The sequence below is a fragment of the Paenibacillus sp. NPDC056579 genome, assembly GCF_042793215.1.
In the GTDB taxonomy this organism is placed as follows: domain Bacteria; phylum Bacillota; class Bacilli; order Paenibacillales; family NBRC-103111; genus Paenibacillus_S.
Map to the genome: position 1 here is coordinate 505527 of NZ_JBHTVD010000005.1, position 14546 is coordinate 520072.

Sequence of the window (14546 nt, forward strand, 5' to 3'; positions counted from 1 at the left end):
AAGTTTATCGTTTGTATCATTTGTGAAAGCGATTACAATTTGACGTTGTCTATCATGCAAGCTCGAAAGGACGGTGAAGCCGACGATATGAACGGTTCGAACGACAGGGAAGCTCTTCCGGAAGCCGTTCCGGAAACGTTAGCCGCAAGTGAGGAAAGCGTCGAGTATGAGCTGACGAACTTGGGGCCGCAGGTGCATACCGTCAACACGCACCGGTGCGTATTCGGCCATGACGCCTCAGGCCGGCTGTTCGCGTACTCCGCCATGGTCGGGATACCGGCAATCCTGCTCGTCATTGACGTTGCCGAAGAGAAGCTGGTTGCCCGGATCCCGATTGAAGCGGACATGGGCGGCACGGTGCGCGAATGCACTATTGTCCGCGGCCTAGCGGCGCAGCCGGACGGAACGGTGTACATAGCGGGAACGCCAAGCCATCTATTCAAATACGTGCCCGGAAACCGGCATGTGGACTATGTCGGCAAGGTGCCGGGCCAGCAGGTGTTTGACATGAAGAGCGGTCCGCAAGGAGTTCTCATCGGCGGAACCTACAGCAAGAGCGAAGCCTTCGAATTCTATACGGCAACCGGGGATACGGTATGTCTGGGATCCGTTTTACCGGGTGAGTCTTACGCATACTCCGTCGCATACGACCGTGACCGCAATGACGCTTATTTCGGCATAGGCGCACATGCTCATCTCGTGAAATACGACCGCGATACGAAGCGGATGACGGAAATTGCTTTGCCGGAGCGGTTTCAAGGGAATCCTTTTGTATTTGACCTGACCGCTGCGGGCGGCAAGCTGTTTATCCGGTTGTCATCCGGTACGACGATTGCGATGGACCTCAACACGCAATTATTCGATGAGACGGAGGGATCGGTTACCTCGCGGTTCATGTCGCCGGAATCTCCTTCCGGGGAACGGATTTACTATACCTGCGATTCCCGATTAGGGTATTACGATATGAATTCCAGAGAGTATGTTGTATTGGATGTGCAGACCGGAGGGAATGCGAATGGGTTTACATTCTTCCGGCTGACGGATCCCGCCTACCCGGGCGACACGTTAATCGGGGTGACTCGGGAGGGGAGGCTGTTTAAGTATAACCCGTCAACGGGACATTCGAAGGTTGTCAACCTTGAGGTTGCCGGCGTTCCTACGGAGCTGCAGACCGTGAAGGCGACAAGCGGCGGTTACGTGTATACAAGCGGCTACTTGTCCGGCGGAATCGCGCTGCATGACCCGGAAGCCGGAATGACGAAGGAATTCACCAACGAAACGATGGGAGACGGGCAGCAGCTGCCGGGATCGCAAACCGACCGGATCTACGAATTCAACAAGAAGCTGTATTTCGTCAACTACACGGGAATGAACGTATACGAATACGATCCGAGCATTCCTTGGGACCGGCTGGACTCTGCCTCTCCCAACCCGAGGCTGCTTTTCACCGCATCGGATATCGGCTATCAGGACCGGGGGCTCGCGGGGATGATGTTACAGGACGGCAGACTCGTTATCGGCACCGTTCCGAAATACGGGCATTTGGGCGGCGCACTGGTCATATACGATCTGACATCCGACCGGCGGGAGGTTTACTGGAACATAGTGGAGCAGCAGAGCGTAACCGCTGTGGCGTACAAGAACGGGCTCATCTACGGAGGCTCTTGCGTTTGGGGAGGACTTGGCGTTCATCCCTCTGCCGAGGAAGCGAAGCTATTCATATGGGATGCGGCCGCGAAGCAAAAAATATTCGAAATCACCCCGGTCCCGGGTACCCGGGCTATTACGGAGCTGATTGAGGGGCCGGACGGAAATCTGTGGGGCTCGGCCGAAGGCTGTTTGTTCATCTTCGATCCTGCGGCTCGTCAGGTAGTGTATACGAAGCAGCTTATGCCGCGCCGCTATTCCAGCACGGTATGGCGCGATACCCAGTTCGCAGTCGGCACGGACGGCAATGTGTATGGCGTTCAAGCGAACTTGTTTTTCGTTATTGATGCCAAGACCAAGGAGATGAAGGTCATCCGGAGCGGAGGCAAGCGGAACTGGTTGTCCCTGGACCGCTTCGGACACTTCTATTTAACCGAGGGGGCCGATTTGCTGAGGATTTCCATTCCAGGGCTTGTTCGAAAGCCAGGGGATTGAAAGTGCTCGTAAGTTGCCGGAATATGGTGCTGTGCTGTTACACTTTGCCGTTGCGATTATCAGGCAGCAGCCCGCATTCGCAGCGCAAGCAAAATCATGGAGAGGTGGAGTTTCTATGAGTACGAAAGTGATCAACGTCGGGATTATCGGGCAAGGGAGAAGCGGCCGCAATATTCACGGCAACCTGCTTGCCAAAATACCCGGTTATTACCGGATTGCGGCGGTGGCGGATTCGCTGCCGGAGCGGCAGGAGCTGGCCAAGGCGGAATACGGCTGCAGTGCCTACCCTTCCTGGGAGGAAATGGCAAGGAATGAGGAGCTGGATTTGGTCGTTAATGCATCGCCCAGTCATCAGCATTTTCCGATCACTTTGGAGCTGCTGGAACAAGGCTTGAATGTGCTATGCGAGAAGCCGCTAGCCAAAACCGAGGCGGAGGTCGACCGGCTAATCGAAGCTTCGGAGCGCCGAGGCGCTTTGCTGGCTGTCTTTCAGCAATCCCGCTATATGCCGGCATTTGTGCAGATCCGCAAGGTGATCGAGTCCGGCGTGCTGGGACGGATCGTGCAGGTTGACTTCACCAACAACGGCTTCGCGCGCCGATGGGATTGGCAGACGCTGCAAAGCAATAATGGGGGCAATTTGATGAATACGGGCCCGCACCCGGTCGATCAGGCGCTGCAGCTGTTCGGCACCGATATCATGCCGCAAATTACGTGCATTATGGACCGGGCAAATACGTTCGGCGATGCGGAGGATTACGTCAAGTTGATCCTGAGGGGACAAGGTAGACCGACTATCGATCTCGAAATTTCCTCCTGCAGCGCGTTTCCCCGCGATACGTTCATTGTTCAAGGCACGAACGGAGGGCTTCGCGGCAGCGGCAGCAAGCTGGAGTGGAAATATTTCAAGCCGGAGGAGGCGCCGGAGCAGAAGCTGCAGCACGAGCCGTTGTTTGATGCGAAAGGGCTGCCCGCCTACTGCAAAGAGGAGCTTACCTGGCACACGGACCGTTGGGAGCTGGCGCTGCCGGAAGGCACAACCTTGTTCGAGCATATGACGGAGCAGCTGTACATGATGCTGTACCGAACGATCGTTGACGGCGCTCCGCTTGAGATTACGCCTCAGCAGGTGCGTCAGCAAATGGCCGTCATGGAGGAGTGCCGTCGTCAAAATCCGCATGTATACGGCAAGTAACGATGGAATGACATGAGGATACTTCGGGAGGTGGAACGCATGATTTGGGACCGGTTAGGCGTAATAACGGATGAAGTGTCTCAGCATTTGGGCGAAGCGCTGGACTGGGCCGCCGCCAACGGCTTGAAGCATGTCGAGATCCGCATGATCGGCGGCCGGAATGTGATGGAGCTTAGCGACGAAGAGGCAGACGGGGTGAGGCGCGAGACGGAGGCACGCGGGCTGTTCGTGTCGTGCCTGGCTTCGCCGGTGTTCAAGTGCAGCCTTGATCCGACAAGACCGGCAGCTGCCGGCGATACGTTCGGACAAGAGGAGCAGAGCGTCCAAGCGCACTTCGCGAAGCTGGAGCGGGCCATCGGGATCGCCAAGCGGCTCGGCACGCACCGAATCCGCATTTTCTCCTTCTGGCGGGAGGCGAAGCCATCCTTGCACCGGGCGGAGATTGTGAGCAAGCTTAAGGCGGCGGCCGAGGCTGCGGAGCGGGAGCAAATCGTGCTGCTGCTGGAAAATGAGCCTGCTTGCAACGGTGGCTATGCCGATGAGGTGGCCGGACTTGTCCGCGCTGTGGACAGCGTTTATATGAAGGTGCTGTGGGATCCGGGCAACGAAGTCTACGGAGGGCGTTTCGCCTACCCGGACGGCTATCGTGAGGTGAAGGATGTGCTTGACCACGTCCACTTAAAGGATGCCGTAATCCGCGAAGGCGGTGCGCCGGGCTGTGTGCCGATCGGCAGGGGAAACGTGCCTATTAGCGAGCAGATCCGTGCTCTGGAAGCCGACGGCTACCAAGGGCTGTATACGCTGGAGACGCACTATATCCCCGAAGGGGGAACCGCCAAGGATGGCACGGCCATGACGCTGGAAGGCTTGAGAGCCGTGCTGAAATAAAGATGCTAAGGATGAATTATAAGGAGTGATATTCATTGAAATCTTCGTCATCCCGGCCAATATCAATTGGTCTGATAGGTCTGGATACATCGCATGTCGTTCATTTCGCCAAGCTGCTTAACGATCCCGGTCAGCCGTTCCATGTTCCGGGAGGAGCGGTTACGGCCGCATTTCCGGGAGGGTCGCCGGATTTTGAGCTGAGCCATACCAGGGTGGACGGCTATACCGCCCAATTGCGCGACGAGTTCGGCGTGCAAATTCTCGATTCGCCCGAGGCTGTGGCGGAAGCATGCGACGCCATTATGCTGGAGTCGGTGGACGGCCGCGTCCATCTGCAGCAGTTCCGTGCGGTCGCACCGTTCCGCAAGCCGGTCTTTATCGATAAGCCGTTGACCGTCCGTGCGGACGAGGCGCAGGAAATCGCCGCCATTGCGGAGGCGAACGGCATAACGGTAATGAGCAGCTCCGCATTGCGCTATGCGGAAGGGCTGCAGGCTGCTCTGGCCCATCAAGAGCAGGGCGAGATCATAGGTGCCGATACTTACGGCCCGATGGCTCTGCAGGAGACACAGCCCGGTTATTTCTGGTACGGCATCCATTCGATCGAAATGCTGTATGCGCTTCTCGGTCCGGGCTGTGCCGAGGTTACGGTCAAGTCCAACGAGGACCACGATATCATTACCGCGCTGTGGAAGGACGGCAGGCTCGGCACGGTGCGCGGCAACCGCAAGGGCAACAACAAGTTCGGAGCGGTCCTTCATCGCAGCAAAGGCTCGGAATTCATCGACGTTTACGCGAATCCGAAGCCGTATTACGCGAGTTTGCTGGAGCGGATCATCGGCATGTTTCAGACCGGCATTCCCGACGTCTCCATGGCGGAAACCGTGGAAATCATCCGGTTTATCGAAGCGGCTAACGCAAGCCGGGCCAACGGCGCAGCCGTTCGGGTGTAGGGTAACCGAACACGTACCCGTACCTCCTGAACCCGTCTGACAAATCGCATAGAGTCGGCGTACACTGACCCGGTGACTCCAAGCTGTTACAAGAATGCGTATTGAAACGCAATGCCTTTCACCCTGCTTGCTATGGCATTTGTTCCTGTTATGGAATTTATCTTTAAGGAGGGTTTTGAATGAAAAAGCAATGGCTTGCACTGGTCTCGACGGCAGCGCTGATGCTTACTGCCGCATGTAACGGCGGCGTAGGAGGAGGGGCAAAGGAGGGGACCGGCACTTCACCCGAGGAAGCCAAGACCAAGGTGGAGGACCGCAAGGCGGAAATTACGTTTTATCTAACATCCAACAACATTACGGAAGATACGTTCAATCAAAGATACGGCAACAAGATCCGGGAGAGGTTCCCGAATTATACGATCAAGTACATTATGCAAACGAACAGCCAGACGCTTCCCGGACTGATCACGGCAGGAAGCGTGGTCGACATCATTATTACCTCGGACGCTTTCACTCCTATCTTCATTACACCCTATAATCTTCAATACGATCTTACCGACCTGATTAAGCAGAACAAAACGGATTTAACGCAATTCGAGCCATCAACCATCGAGCTGCAGCGCGCAATAGCGAACGGAGGCATCTGGGGGCTTCCGTTCGGCATCAATTCCGCGAGCTTGATGTATAATCGCGATATTTTCGATAAATTCGGGGTTCCCTACCCAAAAGCCGGCATGACCTGGGACCAGGTCTATGAGCTGGCCCGGACAATGACGCGCAGCGAAGGCGGGGTGCAATACAAAGGCCTCGTTATGTCCTTTCAGCATCTCTTGTATATGAACCAGCATTCCGCCGCCAATGTGGACGCCAAGACGAATAAAGTTGTCATGACAGACGAAAATTTCAGGAAAGCGTTCTTGAATTTGGCCCGTTTTTACCAGATTCCCGGCAATGAGCTTCCGGACAACAAGTACGCTCTCGCTTCACAAACGGATGCTTGGGGCAAGACGAAAACGGCGGCGATGTATGCTTCTTTGAGCGGCGCCCCGGCCGAGGACTCCGGGCTGAACTGGGACGTCGTGCCTCTCCCGTATTTAACCGAAAAGCCGGGGGTAGGTCCTCAGGCCACTACGCAATACGCTTATTTGACCAGCTTGAGCAAGGATAAGGAAGCGGCGTTTAAGGTCATTGAATATTTGGCGGCGCCCGAATATCAGAAGTGGAAGCTGGAGAACGGCATGGGCTTCTCCGCATTGAAGGATCCGTCGCTGAACGGCAGCTACGGCAAAGGCAACCCGTTCCTGGAAAGCCGGAATACGAAAGCGTTCCTCCCGGAGAAGTATGCACCGGCGACGATAAAGTCCAAGCAGCAAAGTGCAGCGGATAAAGAAAATTATGCGGCGCTCGAGGCTTATCTGACCGGGACTGATGTCAATACGGCTCTGCGCGAGGCGGCGGAGCGGCTGCAAAAGATCATTGACACCGATTCAAAGTAACCAGCTGAGCATCTATCTGGCCGGAAGGCCACCTGACAGGGAGGTTACCTTATGAAAATCTATGTAAGCGTAGATATGGAAGGGATCGCCGGGATTGCGCTGCCTGAGCAGCTGAAGCGGGGGGACTACTTTTATCAGGAGAGCCGTCAGCTGCTGACCCGGGAAACGAACTCGGTCGTCGAAGCGCTGCTCGAAGCCGGCGCGACGGAGATAATCGTGAAGGACGCGCACGCATCCGGCTTCAACTTCGTACCGGATCTGCTCCACCCGGGAGCAACCTATTGTATAGGGGCCACAAGGCTGCCCGAACGGTTCCCGGGTCTGGACTTCACGTTCGACGGAGCCTTCCTGATCGGCTACCACGGTATGGCCGGGACGGAGAGAGCGGTCCGCGACCATACTTTTTCATCCGCGTCGTATCAGTACTTGAAGCTGAACGGCAAGCTTGTCGGCGAAATCGCGATTGATGCGCACTTGTTCGGGCGTCACGGAGTCCCTGTCCTTCTCGTTACAGGCGATGACGCGACATGCCGTGAGGCGGAGGCGACGCTCGATGGCGTGGCCGTATATGAAACGAAGCGCGCGGTCGGCCGGCACGCTGCCTTGATGAAAGCGCCGCAGCAGGTTCGGCAGGAGCTGCGAGAAGCCGTTCAAAAGGCCATTTTGCAGCGGGACCGCTGCAAGCCTTATGTTATTGAAGGGCCGTACGAGCTCGTTGTGCGGTATGCCAGCACGGATATTGCCGAGCGCAAAGGCGGCGACGGGGACCGTTCGGTGAAGCTGAACGGATACGAGGTGCTGTTTCAAGACGACGATTTGATCCGCGTTCTCGGCCGGGGCATGTAAGGTCAAGGAGAGGACGGAAATTCATTATTGTGCAGTGATCCTATAAGAGATGAGGGAATACTCGCATGAGTGTACGACAGTGGAAGGTTTGGATACGTTTAATGTTGTTTTCGGTTCTTCTCTCAGCGGTCGTATGGCCAGGTACCATGACGGCAAGCACTCTGAATCAGAGTGCGACGGGGAATCTTTTGATCAATCCGGGTTTTGAAGCGCCTGGCGACGAGAGCGAGCCTATCCCCGGCTGGAAGCTATACCGGAGCAATCCGGGGATCCGAGCGGAGGTGACCGGCACTCTGAGCGCGGAGGGAGCGAACAGCCTCATCGTGACGGACGATTCGACTCAAAGCGCCGCAGTTACCTATAGCGATCCGATCGATGTAGCCCCCGGCAATATCTTGAAATTGCGGTTCAAGGCGACGAATACGACGGGAACCGTGTATGTGGGCATCCGCACGTACAAAAATGCGGGAGACGATGTTGTCAGCGGCTCACTCAGCAACAAATATGTGACCTTAACGCCATCGGCTGCATGGAGCGAGTTTACCGTCGAAGCCAATGCGCCTGCAGGGGCGGCTTACGCCAAAGTGCTCATTTACACCCAAAATGCAGCGAAAGGATCGACGGTCGTGGACGATCTGAACTTCAGTATCGAGCAGGTAGTGACCATTCCTTACGAGCTGACCAATCTGGGGCCGTTCGTACATAATATCAACATTTCCCGAGCGATCTTCCATACGGAACCGTCGGGCAGAACAATAGCTTACGCCACGCTGTCAGGCATCCCGGCCAAGCTGCTGGTCATTGATGTCGATTCGGGATCCGTGCTGAAGCAAATCGCCGTGGAGGACAAAATCGGGAGCACAACCTATACGGGCGAGCATCTGAGAGGACTTGCCGTTCAACCTGACGGTACCGTTTACATGGCAGGTACGCCGACGAATTTGTTTAAATACATACCGGGTGAAGACGAAGTGCATTTTGTGAAAAAATTGCCCGGCTCCTCCGTGTTCGATTTGAAAAACGGCCCGGAAGGGGTGCTTATAGGCGGCTCCTATAACAAAAACGAGTTTTTCGAGTTTCATATCCCGACAGGCGTAGTGACCAACCTGGGCGGGGCGACGCCCGAGGAATTTTACGCTTATTCCGTAGCTTACGACGGTCTGAGGAACGATACATATATCGGGATCGGCTCTCATGCCCATTTGATCCGGTACGACAGGGATACCGGCCAGAAAACGGAAATTCAGCTTCCCGCCAAATATGCTTCAGCCCAGTTTGTTTGGGATATGAGCGTCGTTGAGGATAAGCTGTTCATGAGGCTGTCTCCGGGAGCGACGGTCGCCATGGATTTGCAGACCGGCCAATTCGATGAGAGCGATGCCGCGATCACCTCACGATTGATTTCGCCGAAGTCTCCCGACGAGAACAAGGTTTATTTTACCGCCTCCTCCGATCTCGGCTATTACGATTTCGGGACGAAACAGTATACGCTGCTTCCTGTCGATACGCTGATCGACGCCAACGGCCTTGCGTTCGCCCGGCTGAGCGATCCGCAGTTTCCCGGCAATTCGCTCGTCGGCATCATGGAAGGCAGACTGTTCAAGTACAATCCGCAGACGGGGAAAATCAAAAACGAGCTGCTTCCTATCGACGGAGAACCGAGCGGACTTCATACTGCAGCCAAAGCGAACGATGGCGTTATCCATACGAGCGCTTTTTTATCGGGCGGCAACGCCATGTATGATCCTGTGACCGGAAACCGGCAAGAGTACTCCAGGCAGACGGTAGGAGTCGAGCAGACGGTACCCGGCACGCAAACCGACCGGATCTACAGCTATAAGGACAAAATTTATTACGTCGCCTATACCGGCATGAGGGTGTACGAGTACGATCAGTCGCTGCTTTGGAACCGTCAGGATCCGAATCATCCGAATCCGAAATATATATTCACCGCCTCGGATGTCGGGAATCAGGACCGCGGATTGGCAGGCGTCGTTATGCCGGAGGAAGGAAAGCTCGTTATCGGCACGATCCCGAAATACGGCTTCCTTGGCGGGGCGCTTGTCATCTACGATCTCGAGACGCGGGAGCGGGAAGTGTACTGGAATGTGATCAACCAGCAGAGCGTCACGGCTGTAACCTATAAGGACGGTTTGATTTACGGCGGCTCGAACGTATGGGGAGGTCTCGGAATCAACCCTACGGAGACGGAAGCCAAGCTGTTTATTTGGGATATCGAGAAGAAGGAAAAGGTGTTCGAAACGGTACCGGTGCCGGGCAAAAAAGGGATTACCGAGCTGATTGTCGGACCGGACGGCATGATTTGGGGATCGGCGGAAGGCGACTTGTTCATCTTCGATCCGGTAACGAGACAGGTCGTTCACAGGCAAAATTTGGTCTCGCGCTCGTACAGCAGCGCTGCGGTTTGGCGCGATGCCCAATTTGAAATCGGCACCGACGGCAATGTGTACGGCGTGCAGGCCAGCCAGTTTTTCGTTATCGATGGAGTAACGAAGCAGAAGCAGGTCATCCGCAATGCCGGCAAAAACAACCGGCTGGCTCAGGACGACTTCGGTCATTTTTACTTGACCGAGGATGCGGATTTGCTCAAGGTTACCATCCCGGGATTGATCGCCCGGCCGATCGGGGCTCAGCTGGACGTCTCGGCAGCCAGCCTGACGCGCAATCAAACGGCGGATGCGGCTATAACCGGGCTGCTGGATAAAGGGCGCACGATTCCGAAGCTCGAACGCAGAGATCCCCAATATTTCAGCGATAACCCTGATGTAGTGAGCTTCGAGAACGGGAAGCTGACCGCGAAAAATCCCGGTACGGCACAAGTATGGTCGAAGGTAGTGATGGATGGAATTTCCGTCGAAACAAACCGGGTCACGATGAGTGTAACGTCCAGCGTGTACACGCTGGAGAATGAGTTGACTGCATTCGTTCAGGCAGGAGAGCTTCAGCAGCCTCTGGCCAGCCAGCTTACGAATTCGTTGAAGCAATCGAAGCATTTTCTGGATAAAGCCGAGCAGGATAAAGCCGCCAAGCATTTGGAGGATTTCCTGAAGCATATGGAAAAACCGGCCATGGCAGATCAGGCTGCTCCCTCGTCGCGGGAAATTCTTGCAGCCGATGCCCGGTGGCTCATCGCGGCATGGCGAATGAAGTGACGAATGGGGAAAATGAAATATGCTCTTAAGATGGAGCTGACTCCTTGAAATATAGGGTCAGCTTTCTCTTTTTTGGCAAAACGACCGTGAAAACTTGATTCATTCCAGCCTTTTCCTTATGATAAAGTGACGAATGATTTATAGATAAATATCCTTCACCGGATGATCCAAACAGGAGACAACATGCTGCAAAAGAAGATCAAACAACCGTCGGCGGTACAAACCATCGTTATCGCTTATTTCATTATTATTTTCGTCGTTACCGTATTGCTGCTATTGCCCATCAGTCTCGAGAAAGGGGTGAAGCTGTCTTTTACCGACGCATTGTTCATTTCCGCAAGTGCCGTGAGCGTGACCGGTCTTACAACTATCAGTACCGCAGAGACGTTCAGCGGTTTCGGCACCGTCGTGCTCATGATCGCCTTCCAGCTGGGCGGCATAGGGGTAATGACCATGGGCAGCTTCTACTGGATTTTGTTCGGCAAACCGATCGGACTGTCCCAGCGGAAAATGATGATGATCGATCAGAACCGGTATCAATTGTCGGGAATGGTCCAGCTGATGAAGCTGATCATCGGGATGACGCTGCTGTTCGAGGGAGTCGGCGCCCTGCTGTTCGGGCTCTATTTTTACTTTACCGGCTACTTTGACTCGCTGTATACCGCTATGTATCACGGATTGTTTCATTCCGTCTCTTCCTATACGAATGCAGGCTTCGACCTGTTCGGCAACTCGCTTATCGATTTCTCCGGCGATGTGTTCGTGCAGGGCTTGACCATGATCCTCATCGTGCTCGGAGCGATCGGTTTTCCGGTCATTGCGGAAATTCGCGAATATCTTTTCGGCGGCCATAAGCGGTTTCGGTTCACGCTGTATACCAAGATCACGACAACCACGTTTGCGATTCTGCTTTTTGCCGGTGCGGCGGGCATATGGATTACGGAGGGCTCGCATTATTTTGCCGGCATGCCATGGTACGAGCAAGGCATGAATTCACTGTTCATGTCGGTGACATCGCGAAGCGCAGGGCTGTCGACATTGAATCCTGCGGATATGACGGATGCCAGCCAGCTGCTAATCTCGCTGCTCATGTTTATCGGGGCCAGTCCTTCCAGCATGGGCGGAGGGGTGCGGACGACCACGGTAGCGATTATCGTGCTGATGATCATTACCTTTATGCGCGGCAGAATGGAGATCCAGGCGTTCGGGCGCTCGGTGCGCAATGAGGATATGATGAAAAGCTTTATATTCTTCATTACCGGCCTAATTCTCGTCACAGGCGGAATCTTCGTCGTTCTGTTGGCGGAATCCCACCGGTTCAGCCTGACGGCTGTTATATTCGAAATTTGCTCGGCGTTCGGCACGTGCGGCTTATCTACAGGCATCACGGCAGACTTATCGATAGTGAGCAAAATCACGCTAATTGTTCTCATGTATATAGGAAGGATCGGGATGACACTGTTCTTAACGGCGTTTTCTTCGGGGAAAGCGAAGGCGGATCTGCATTATCCGGAGGAGAAGCTGATTATCGGGTAAACGGGGGGATGCAAGGCATCGGGGATGTGGAGACGACGTCGATCTTTACACCTCCTGCCTCGCATCTTTTTCTTGTTGTTTGGATTTGAACTGCAGCAGGAGAAGAAGCACGTCCAGTTCCTGACTAAGGGCAATCACTTCTTGATCGCAAAAATTTTGTTTCATGTTCACGAGCTCAACGAGTCTCGCCCTAAGCACTTCCACTTGTTCTGCCAAGTCCATGATCAATAAATCCCCTAACCTTCAAAAATCTTACATCTATTCTAACATGCTTTTGAGCCTTTTGGGAAATTCCTCACCTATTTATAGAAAAATTATAGCTGTTTGGGAATGATTCGTTGCAAAGTATACCTGTTTCTATGGTGTTGTACAAGAGGGAGGCAGCCAATGAGAAACGAAATCAACGATTATCTTCGTGCTTATGAGCAAATGAATGCTTTCAGCGGTACGGTTCTGGTAGCCCGTGATGGCAATATCGTCTTACATGAAGGGTATGGTATGGCCAATCACGAGCATGAGGTGGAGAACGACGTGAACACCGTATTCCGCATAGCCTCGATCAGCAAAATGATTACGGCGGCAGCGATTCTGCTGCTCCACGAGCGCGGTGCACTGGATATAGATAAGCCTGTCGGATCTTATTTGCCTGAATTCCCTGTTGACGGCAGGATGACCATACATCATTTGTTAACCCATTCATCAGGCCTGCCTAATCCTGTAGGACTTAATACTAAAGCAAATATGAAGCTGGAGCAGGTGATTCGAAAGTTCATGGACAACCCTCTTGAATTTATCCCGGGAGAGAGGTTTCGCTATGCAAATTCCGGGTATATCCTGCTCACCTATTTGATCGAAGAGGTATCCGGACTAAAATACGGTGAATTTTTGGATAGGTATATATTCGAACCGCTGGGAATGAACCGTTCCGGATACGAAACGGATCGGCGGATTGTTAAGCATAAAGCATCCGGGTATTCGGCATATGAAAACAGCATGGTTAATGGGGAGTTCATGGATATGTCGACTCAAGCCGGTGCAGCGGGCCTGTACTCTTCCGCCTATGATCTGTATGTGTGGGATCAAGCGCTGTATTCCGACCGGCTTCTAAGCCGGGAAAGCCGAATGCGCATGTTTACACCGTATCTGCATAACTACGGCTATGGGTGGCATATCGATCAGCAGGTTATTGGAGGAACTGCAAGAGATCGCATGCATCATGGCGGGCTTGGCGAGGGCTACTGTACCCGGATCACACGGTTTCCACGGGAGCGGGTATGCGTCGTGACGTTAAGCAATTTCCTTTTATCACCACTTGAAAGGATAAATCGGGACTTGGCATCTATCATGCTGGGAGAGCCGGTGAGCCAGCCCGTCCATCCTCAACTGTCGGATACGAAGCAACGGATGGATTACAGTTCATTTGCCGGGCTATATGAAGCGTTCATGCCCGTTCCGGTTGCGGTGGAAGCAGGGCGGCTATTTATTACGATATTCGGATTTAAGCTGGAGCTATTCCTAGTATCCGAAACTCCGGATCAAGCCGATTTTCATGCTGGAGCGGTTTATGTCCGCGTTTCTTTCCACAAAAACGGATCGGACGAAGTGACCGGAGCTACCGTATATTGGCTTGGAGAAGATGGATATGAGGCGAGAAAGAGTGGCTAAATACCGTGTAGCGGAATGAAGGATAAGGGAGGGTATGACCACTTGCATGCATGTTGGGATTGATACCTGTGATGCTTGGTGCTTATGCAGTAGTCAGGACTTTACAACCGGCACTGGACTGCATTCCATCGTCTTGCAAATTCCGTTTCCTCAGGAACGATGCAGGCTTGCTTAACCCCGTTTAACGCAAAATTCATTCGGATTCGGTACGTTTCTTGATTTCCGTTCGTGTGAAAAGTCACATCCGCCATGCCGTCCATCCGTTCCCGGTCGTAAGGAACTTTCAGGTTCGAATACTGTACAACGGAAAAATCCTGCTCCTGCAGTGTTTCCATCCAATCGATCCACTCGGTCTGGTCGGCCTTGCCGCGGTTCGTCGATGCTGCCGTACTGGTGAAATCGTTTTGTTGCAGACTGGTCATATACCGTTCGGCATGGTGTTGATGGACGGGAATCAGTACCCAGCCAAGGGCACGGATAGGATCCAGGATGAATAGGAACAGAAGGAACAGTATTGAAGCGACTGTGAAAAAGAGAGTGTAAGTAACGGGGCGCTGCCGGGTCATATAGAATCCCTCCGCTAAACGATAGAATTGATTACTTAAGGATAGACGCCGGCAAATGGAAAATGTTTCTATTTACATAAAAATCC

Annotated in this window: 11 protein-coding genes; 9 read left to right on the forward strand and 2 right to left on the reverse strand. The window is 53.8% G+C overall.

Annotated features, from left to right (window positions below; all coding sequences use genetic code 11):
- The first annotated feature begins 54 nt into the window (after nt 1-54).
- From ACFQ88_RS21975 to ACFQ88_RS22010, 8 genes are all read left to right on the forward strand, one after another.
- The gene (locus tag ACFQ88_RS21975; RefSeq protein WP_379456701.1) at nt 55-2142 is read left to right on the forward strand and encodes an NHL repeat-containing protein; all 2088 of its coding nucleotides are present in this window, start codon (nt 55-57) and stop codon (nt 2140-2142) included.
- A 115-nt stretch (nt 2143-2257) separates the two neighbouring features.
- Nucleotides 2258-3337 (forward strand): Gfo/Idh/MocA family protein, encoded by a 1080-nt coding sequence (locus tag ACFQ88_RS21980; protein WP_379456703.1) that lies wholly within the window; start codon nt 2258-2260, stop codon nt 3335-3337.
- A gap of 39 nt (nt 3338-3376) precedes the next feature.
- Nucleotides 3377-4225 carry a sugar phosphate isomerase/epimerase family protein gene (locus ACFQ88_RS21985; RefSeq protein ID WP_379456705.1) on the forward strand — a complete coding sequence of 283 codons (849 nt, stop codon included), beginning with the start codon at nt 3377-3379 and terminating at the stop codon, nt 4223-4225.
- Between the two features lie 35 nt (nt 4226-4260).
- Complete coding sequence (locus tag ACFQ88_RS21990; RefSeq protein WP_379456707.1) at nt 4261-5178, forward strand: Gfo/Idh/MocA family oxidoreductase; 918 nt, start codon at nt 4261-4263, stop codon at nt 5176-5178.
- A 179-nt stretch (nt 5179-5357) separates the two neighbouring features.
- Nucleotides 5358-6674 (forward strand): ABC transporter substrate-binding protein, encoded by a 1317-nt coding sequence (locus ACFQ88_RS21995; protein ID WP_379456709.1) that lies wholly within the window; start codon nt 5358-5360, stop codon nt 6672-6674.
- Between the two features lie 51 nt (nt 6675-6725).
- Nucleotides 6726-7520, forward strand: coding sequence for a M55 family metallopeptidase (locus ACFQ88_RS22000; RefSeq protein ID WP_379456711.1), 795 nt, complete (start codon nt 6726-6728; stop codon nt 7518-7520).
- A 65-nt stretch (nt 7521-7585) separates the two neighbouring features.
- Nucleotides 7586-10693 carry an FIMAH domain-containing protein gene (locus ACFQ88_RS22005; protein WP_379456713.1) on the forward strand — a complete coding sequence of 1036 codons (3108 nt, stop codon included), beginning with the start codon at nt 7586-7588 and terminating at the stop codon, nt 10691-10693.
- Nucleotides 10694-10876: 183 nt separating this feature from the next.
- Complete coding sequence (locus ACFQ88_RS22010; protein ID WP_239632284.1) at nt 10877-12229, forward strand: TrkH family potassium uptake protein; 1353 nt, start codon at nt 10877-10879, stop codon at nt 12227-12229.
- Nucleotides 12230-12274: 45 nt separating this feature from the next.
- On the opposite strand, the gene ACFQ88_RS22015 is transcribed toward ACFQ88_RS22010, so the two are convergent.
- On the reverse strand, nt 12275-12451 hold the full coding sequence (locus ACFQ88_RS22015) for an aspartyl-phosphate phosphatase Spo0E family protein (protein ID WP_239632287.1): 177 nt from the start codon (nt 12449-12451) through the stop codon (nt 12275-12277).
- 165 nt (nt 12452-12616) lie between these two features.
- Here ACFQ88_RS22015 and ACFQ88_RS22020 point away from each other — a divergent pair, with 165 nt between their 5' ends.
- Nucleotides 12617-13894 carry a serine hydrolase domain-containing protein gene (locus tag ACFQ88_RS22020; protein ID WP_379456716.1) on the forward strand — a complete coding sequence of 426 codons (1278 nt, stop codon included), beginning with the start codon at nt 12617-12619 and terminating at the stop codon, nt 13892-13894.
- A 101-nt stretch (nt 13895-13995) separates the two neighbouring features.
- On the opposite strand, the gene ACFQ88_RS22025 is transcribed toward ACFQ88_RS22020, so the two are convergent.
- Entirely contained in the window at nt 13996-14460 is a 465-nt protein-coding gene (locus tag ACFQ88_RS22025) for a hypothetical protein (protein WP_379456718.1), read from the reverse strand.
- Nucleotides 14461-14546: the final 86 nt, after the last annotated feature.

Coding starts and splice junctions, on each gene's coding strand:
- ACFQ88_RS21975 (WP_379456701.1), top strand. CDS start 55: ATGCAAGCTCGAAAGGACGGTGAAGCCGACGATATGAACGGTTCGAAC.
- ACFQ88_RS22000 (WP_379456711.1), top strand. CDS start 6,726: ATGAAAATCTATGTAAGCGTAGATATGGAAGGGATCGCCGGGATTGCG.
- ACFQ88_RS21985 (WP_379456705.1), top strand. CDS start 3,377: ATGATTTGGGACCGGTTAGGCGTAATAACGGATGAAGTGTCTCAGCAT.
- ACFQ88_RS21980 (WP_379456703.1), top strand. CDS start 2,258: ATGAGTACGAAAGTGATCAACGTCGGGATTATCGGGCAAGGGAGAAGC.
- ACFQ88_RS21995 (WP_379456709.1), top strand. CDS start 5,358: ATGAAAAAGCAATGGCTTGCACTGGTCTCGACGGCAGCGCTGATGCTT.
- ACFQ88_RS22025 (WP_379456718.1), bottom strand. CDS start 14,460: ATGACCCGGCAGCGCCCCGTTACTTACACTCTCTTTTTCACAGTCGCT.
- ACFQ88_RS22010 (WP_239632284.1), top strand. CDS start 10,877: ATGCTGCAAAAGAAGATCAAACAACCGTCGGCGGTACAAACCATCGTT.
- ACFQ88_RS22005 (WP_379456713.1), top strand. CDS start 7,586: ATGAGTGTACGACAGTGGAAGGTTTGGATACGTTTAATGTTGTTTTCG.
- ACFQ88_RS22015 (WP_239632287.1), bottom strand. CDS start 12,451: ATGGACTTGGCAGAACAAGTGGAAGTGCTTAGGGCGAGACTCGTTGAG.
- ACFQ88_RS22020 (WP_379456716.1), top strand. CDS start 12,617: ATGAGAAACGAAATCAACGATTATCTTCGTGCTTATGAGCAAATGAAT.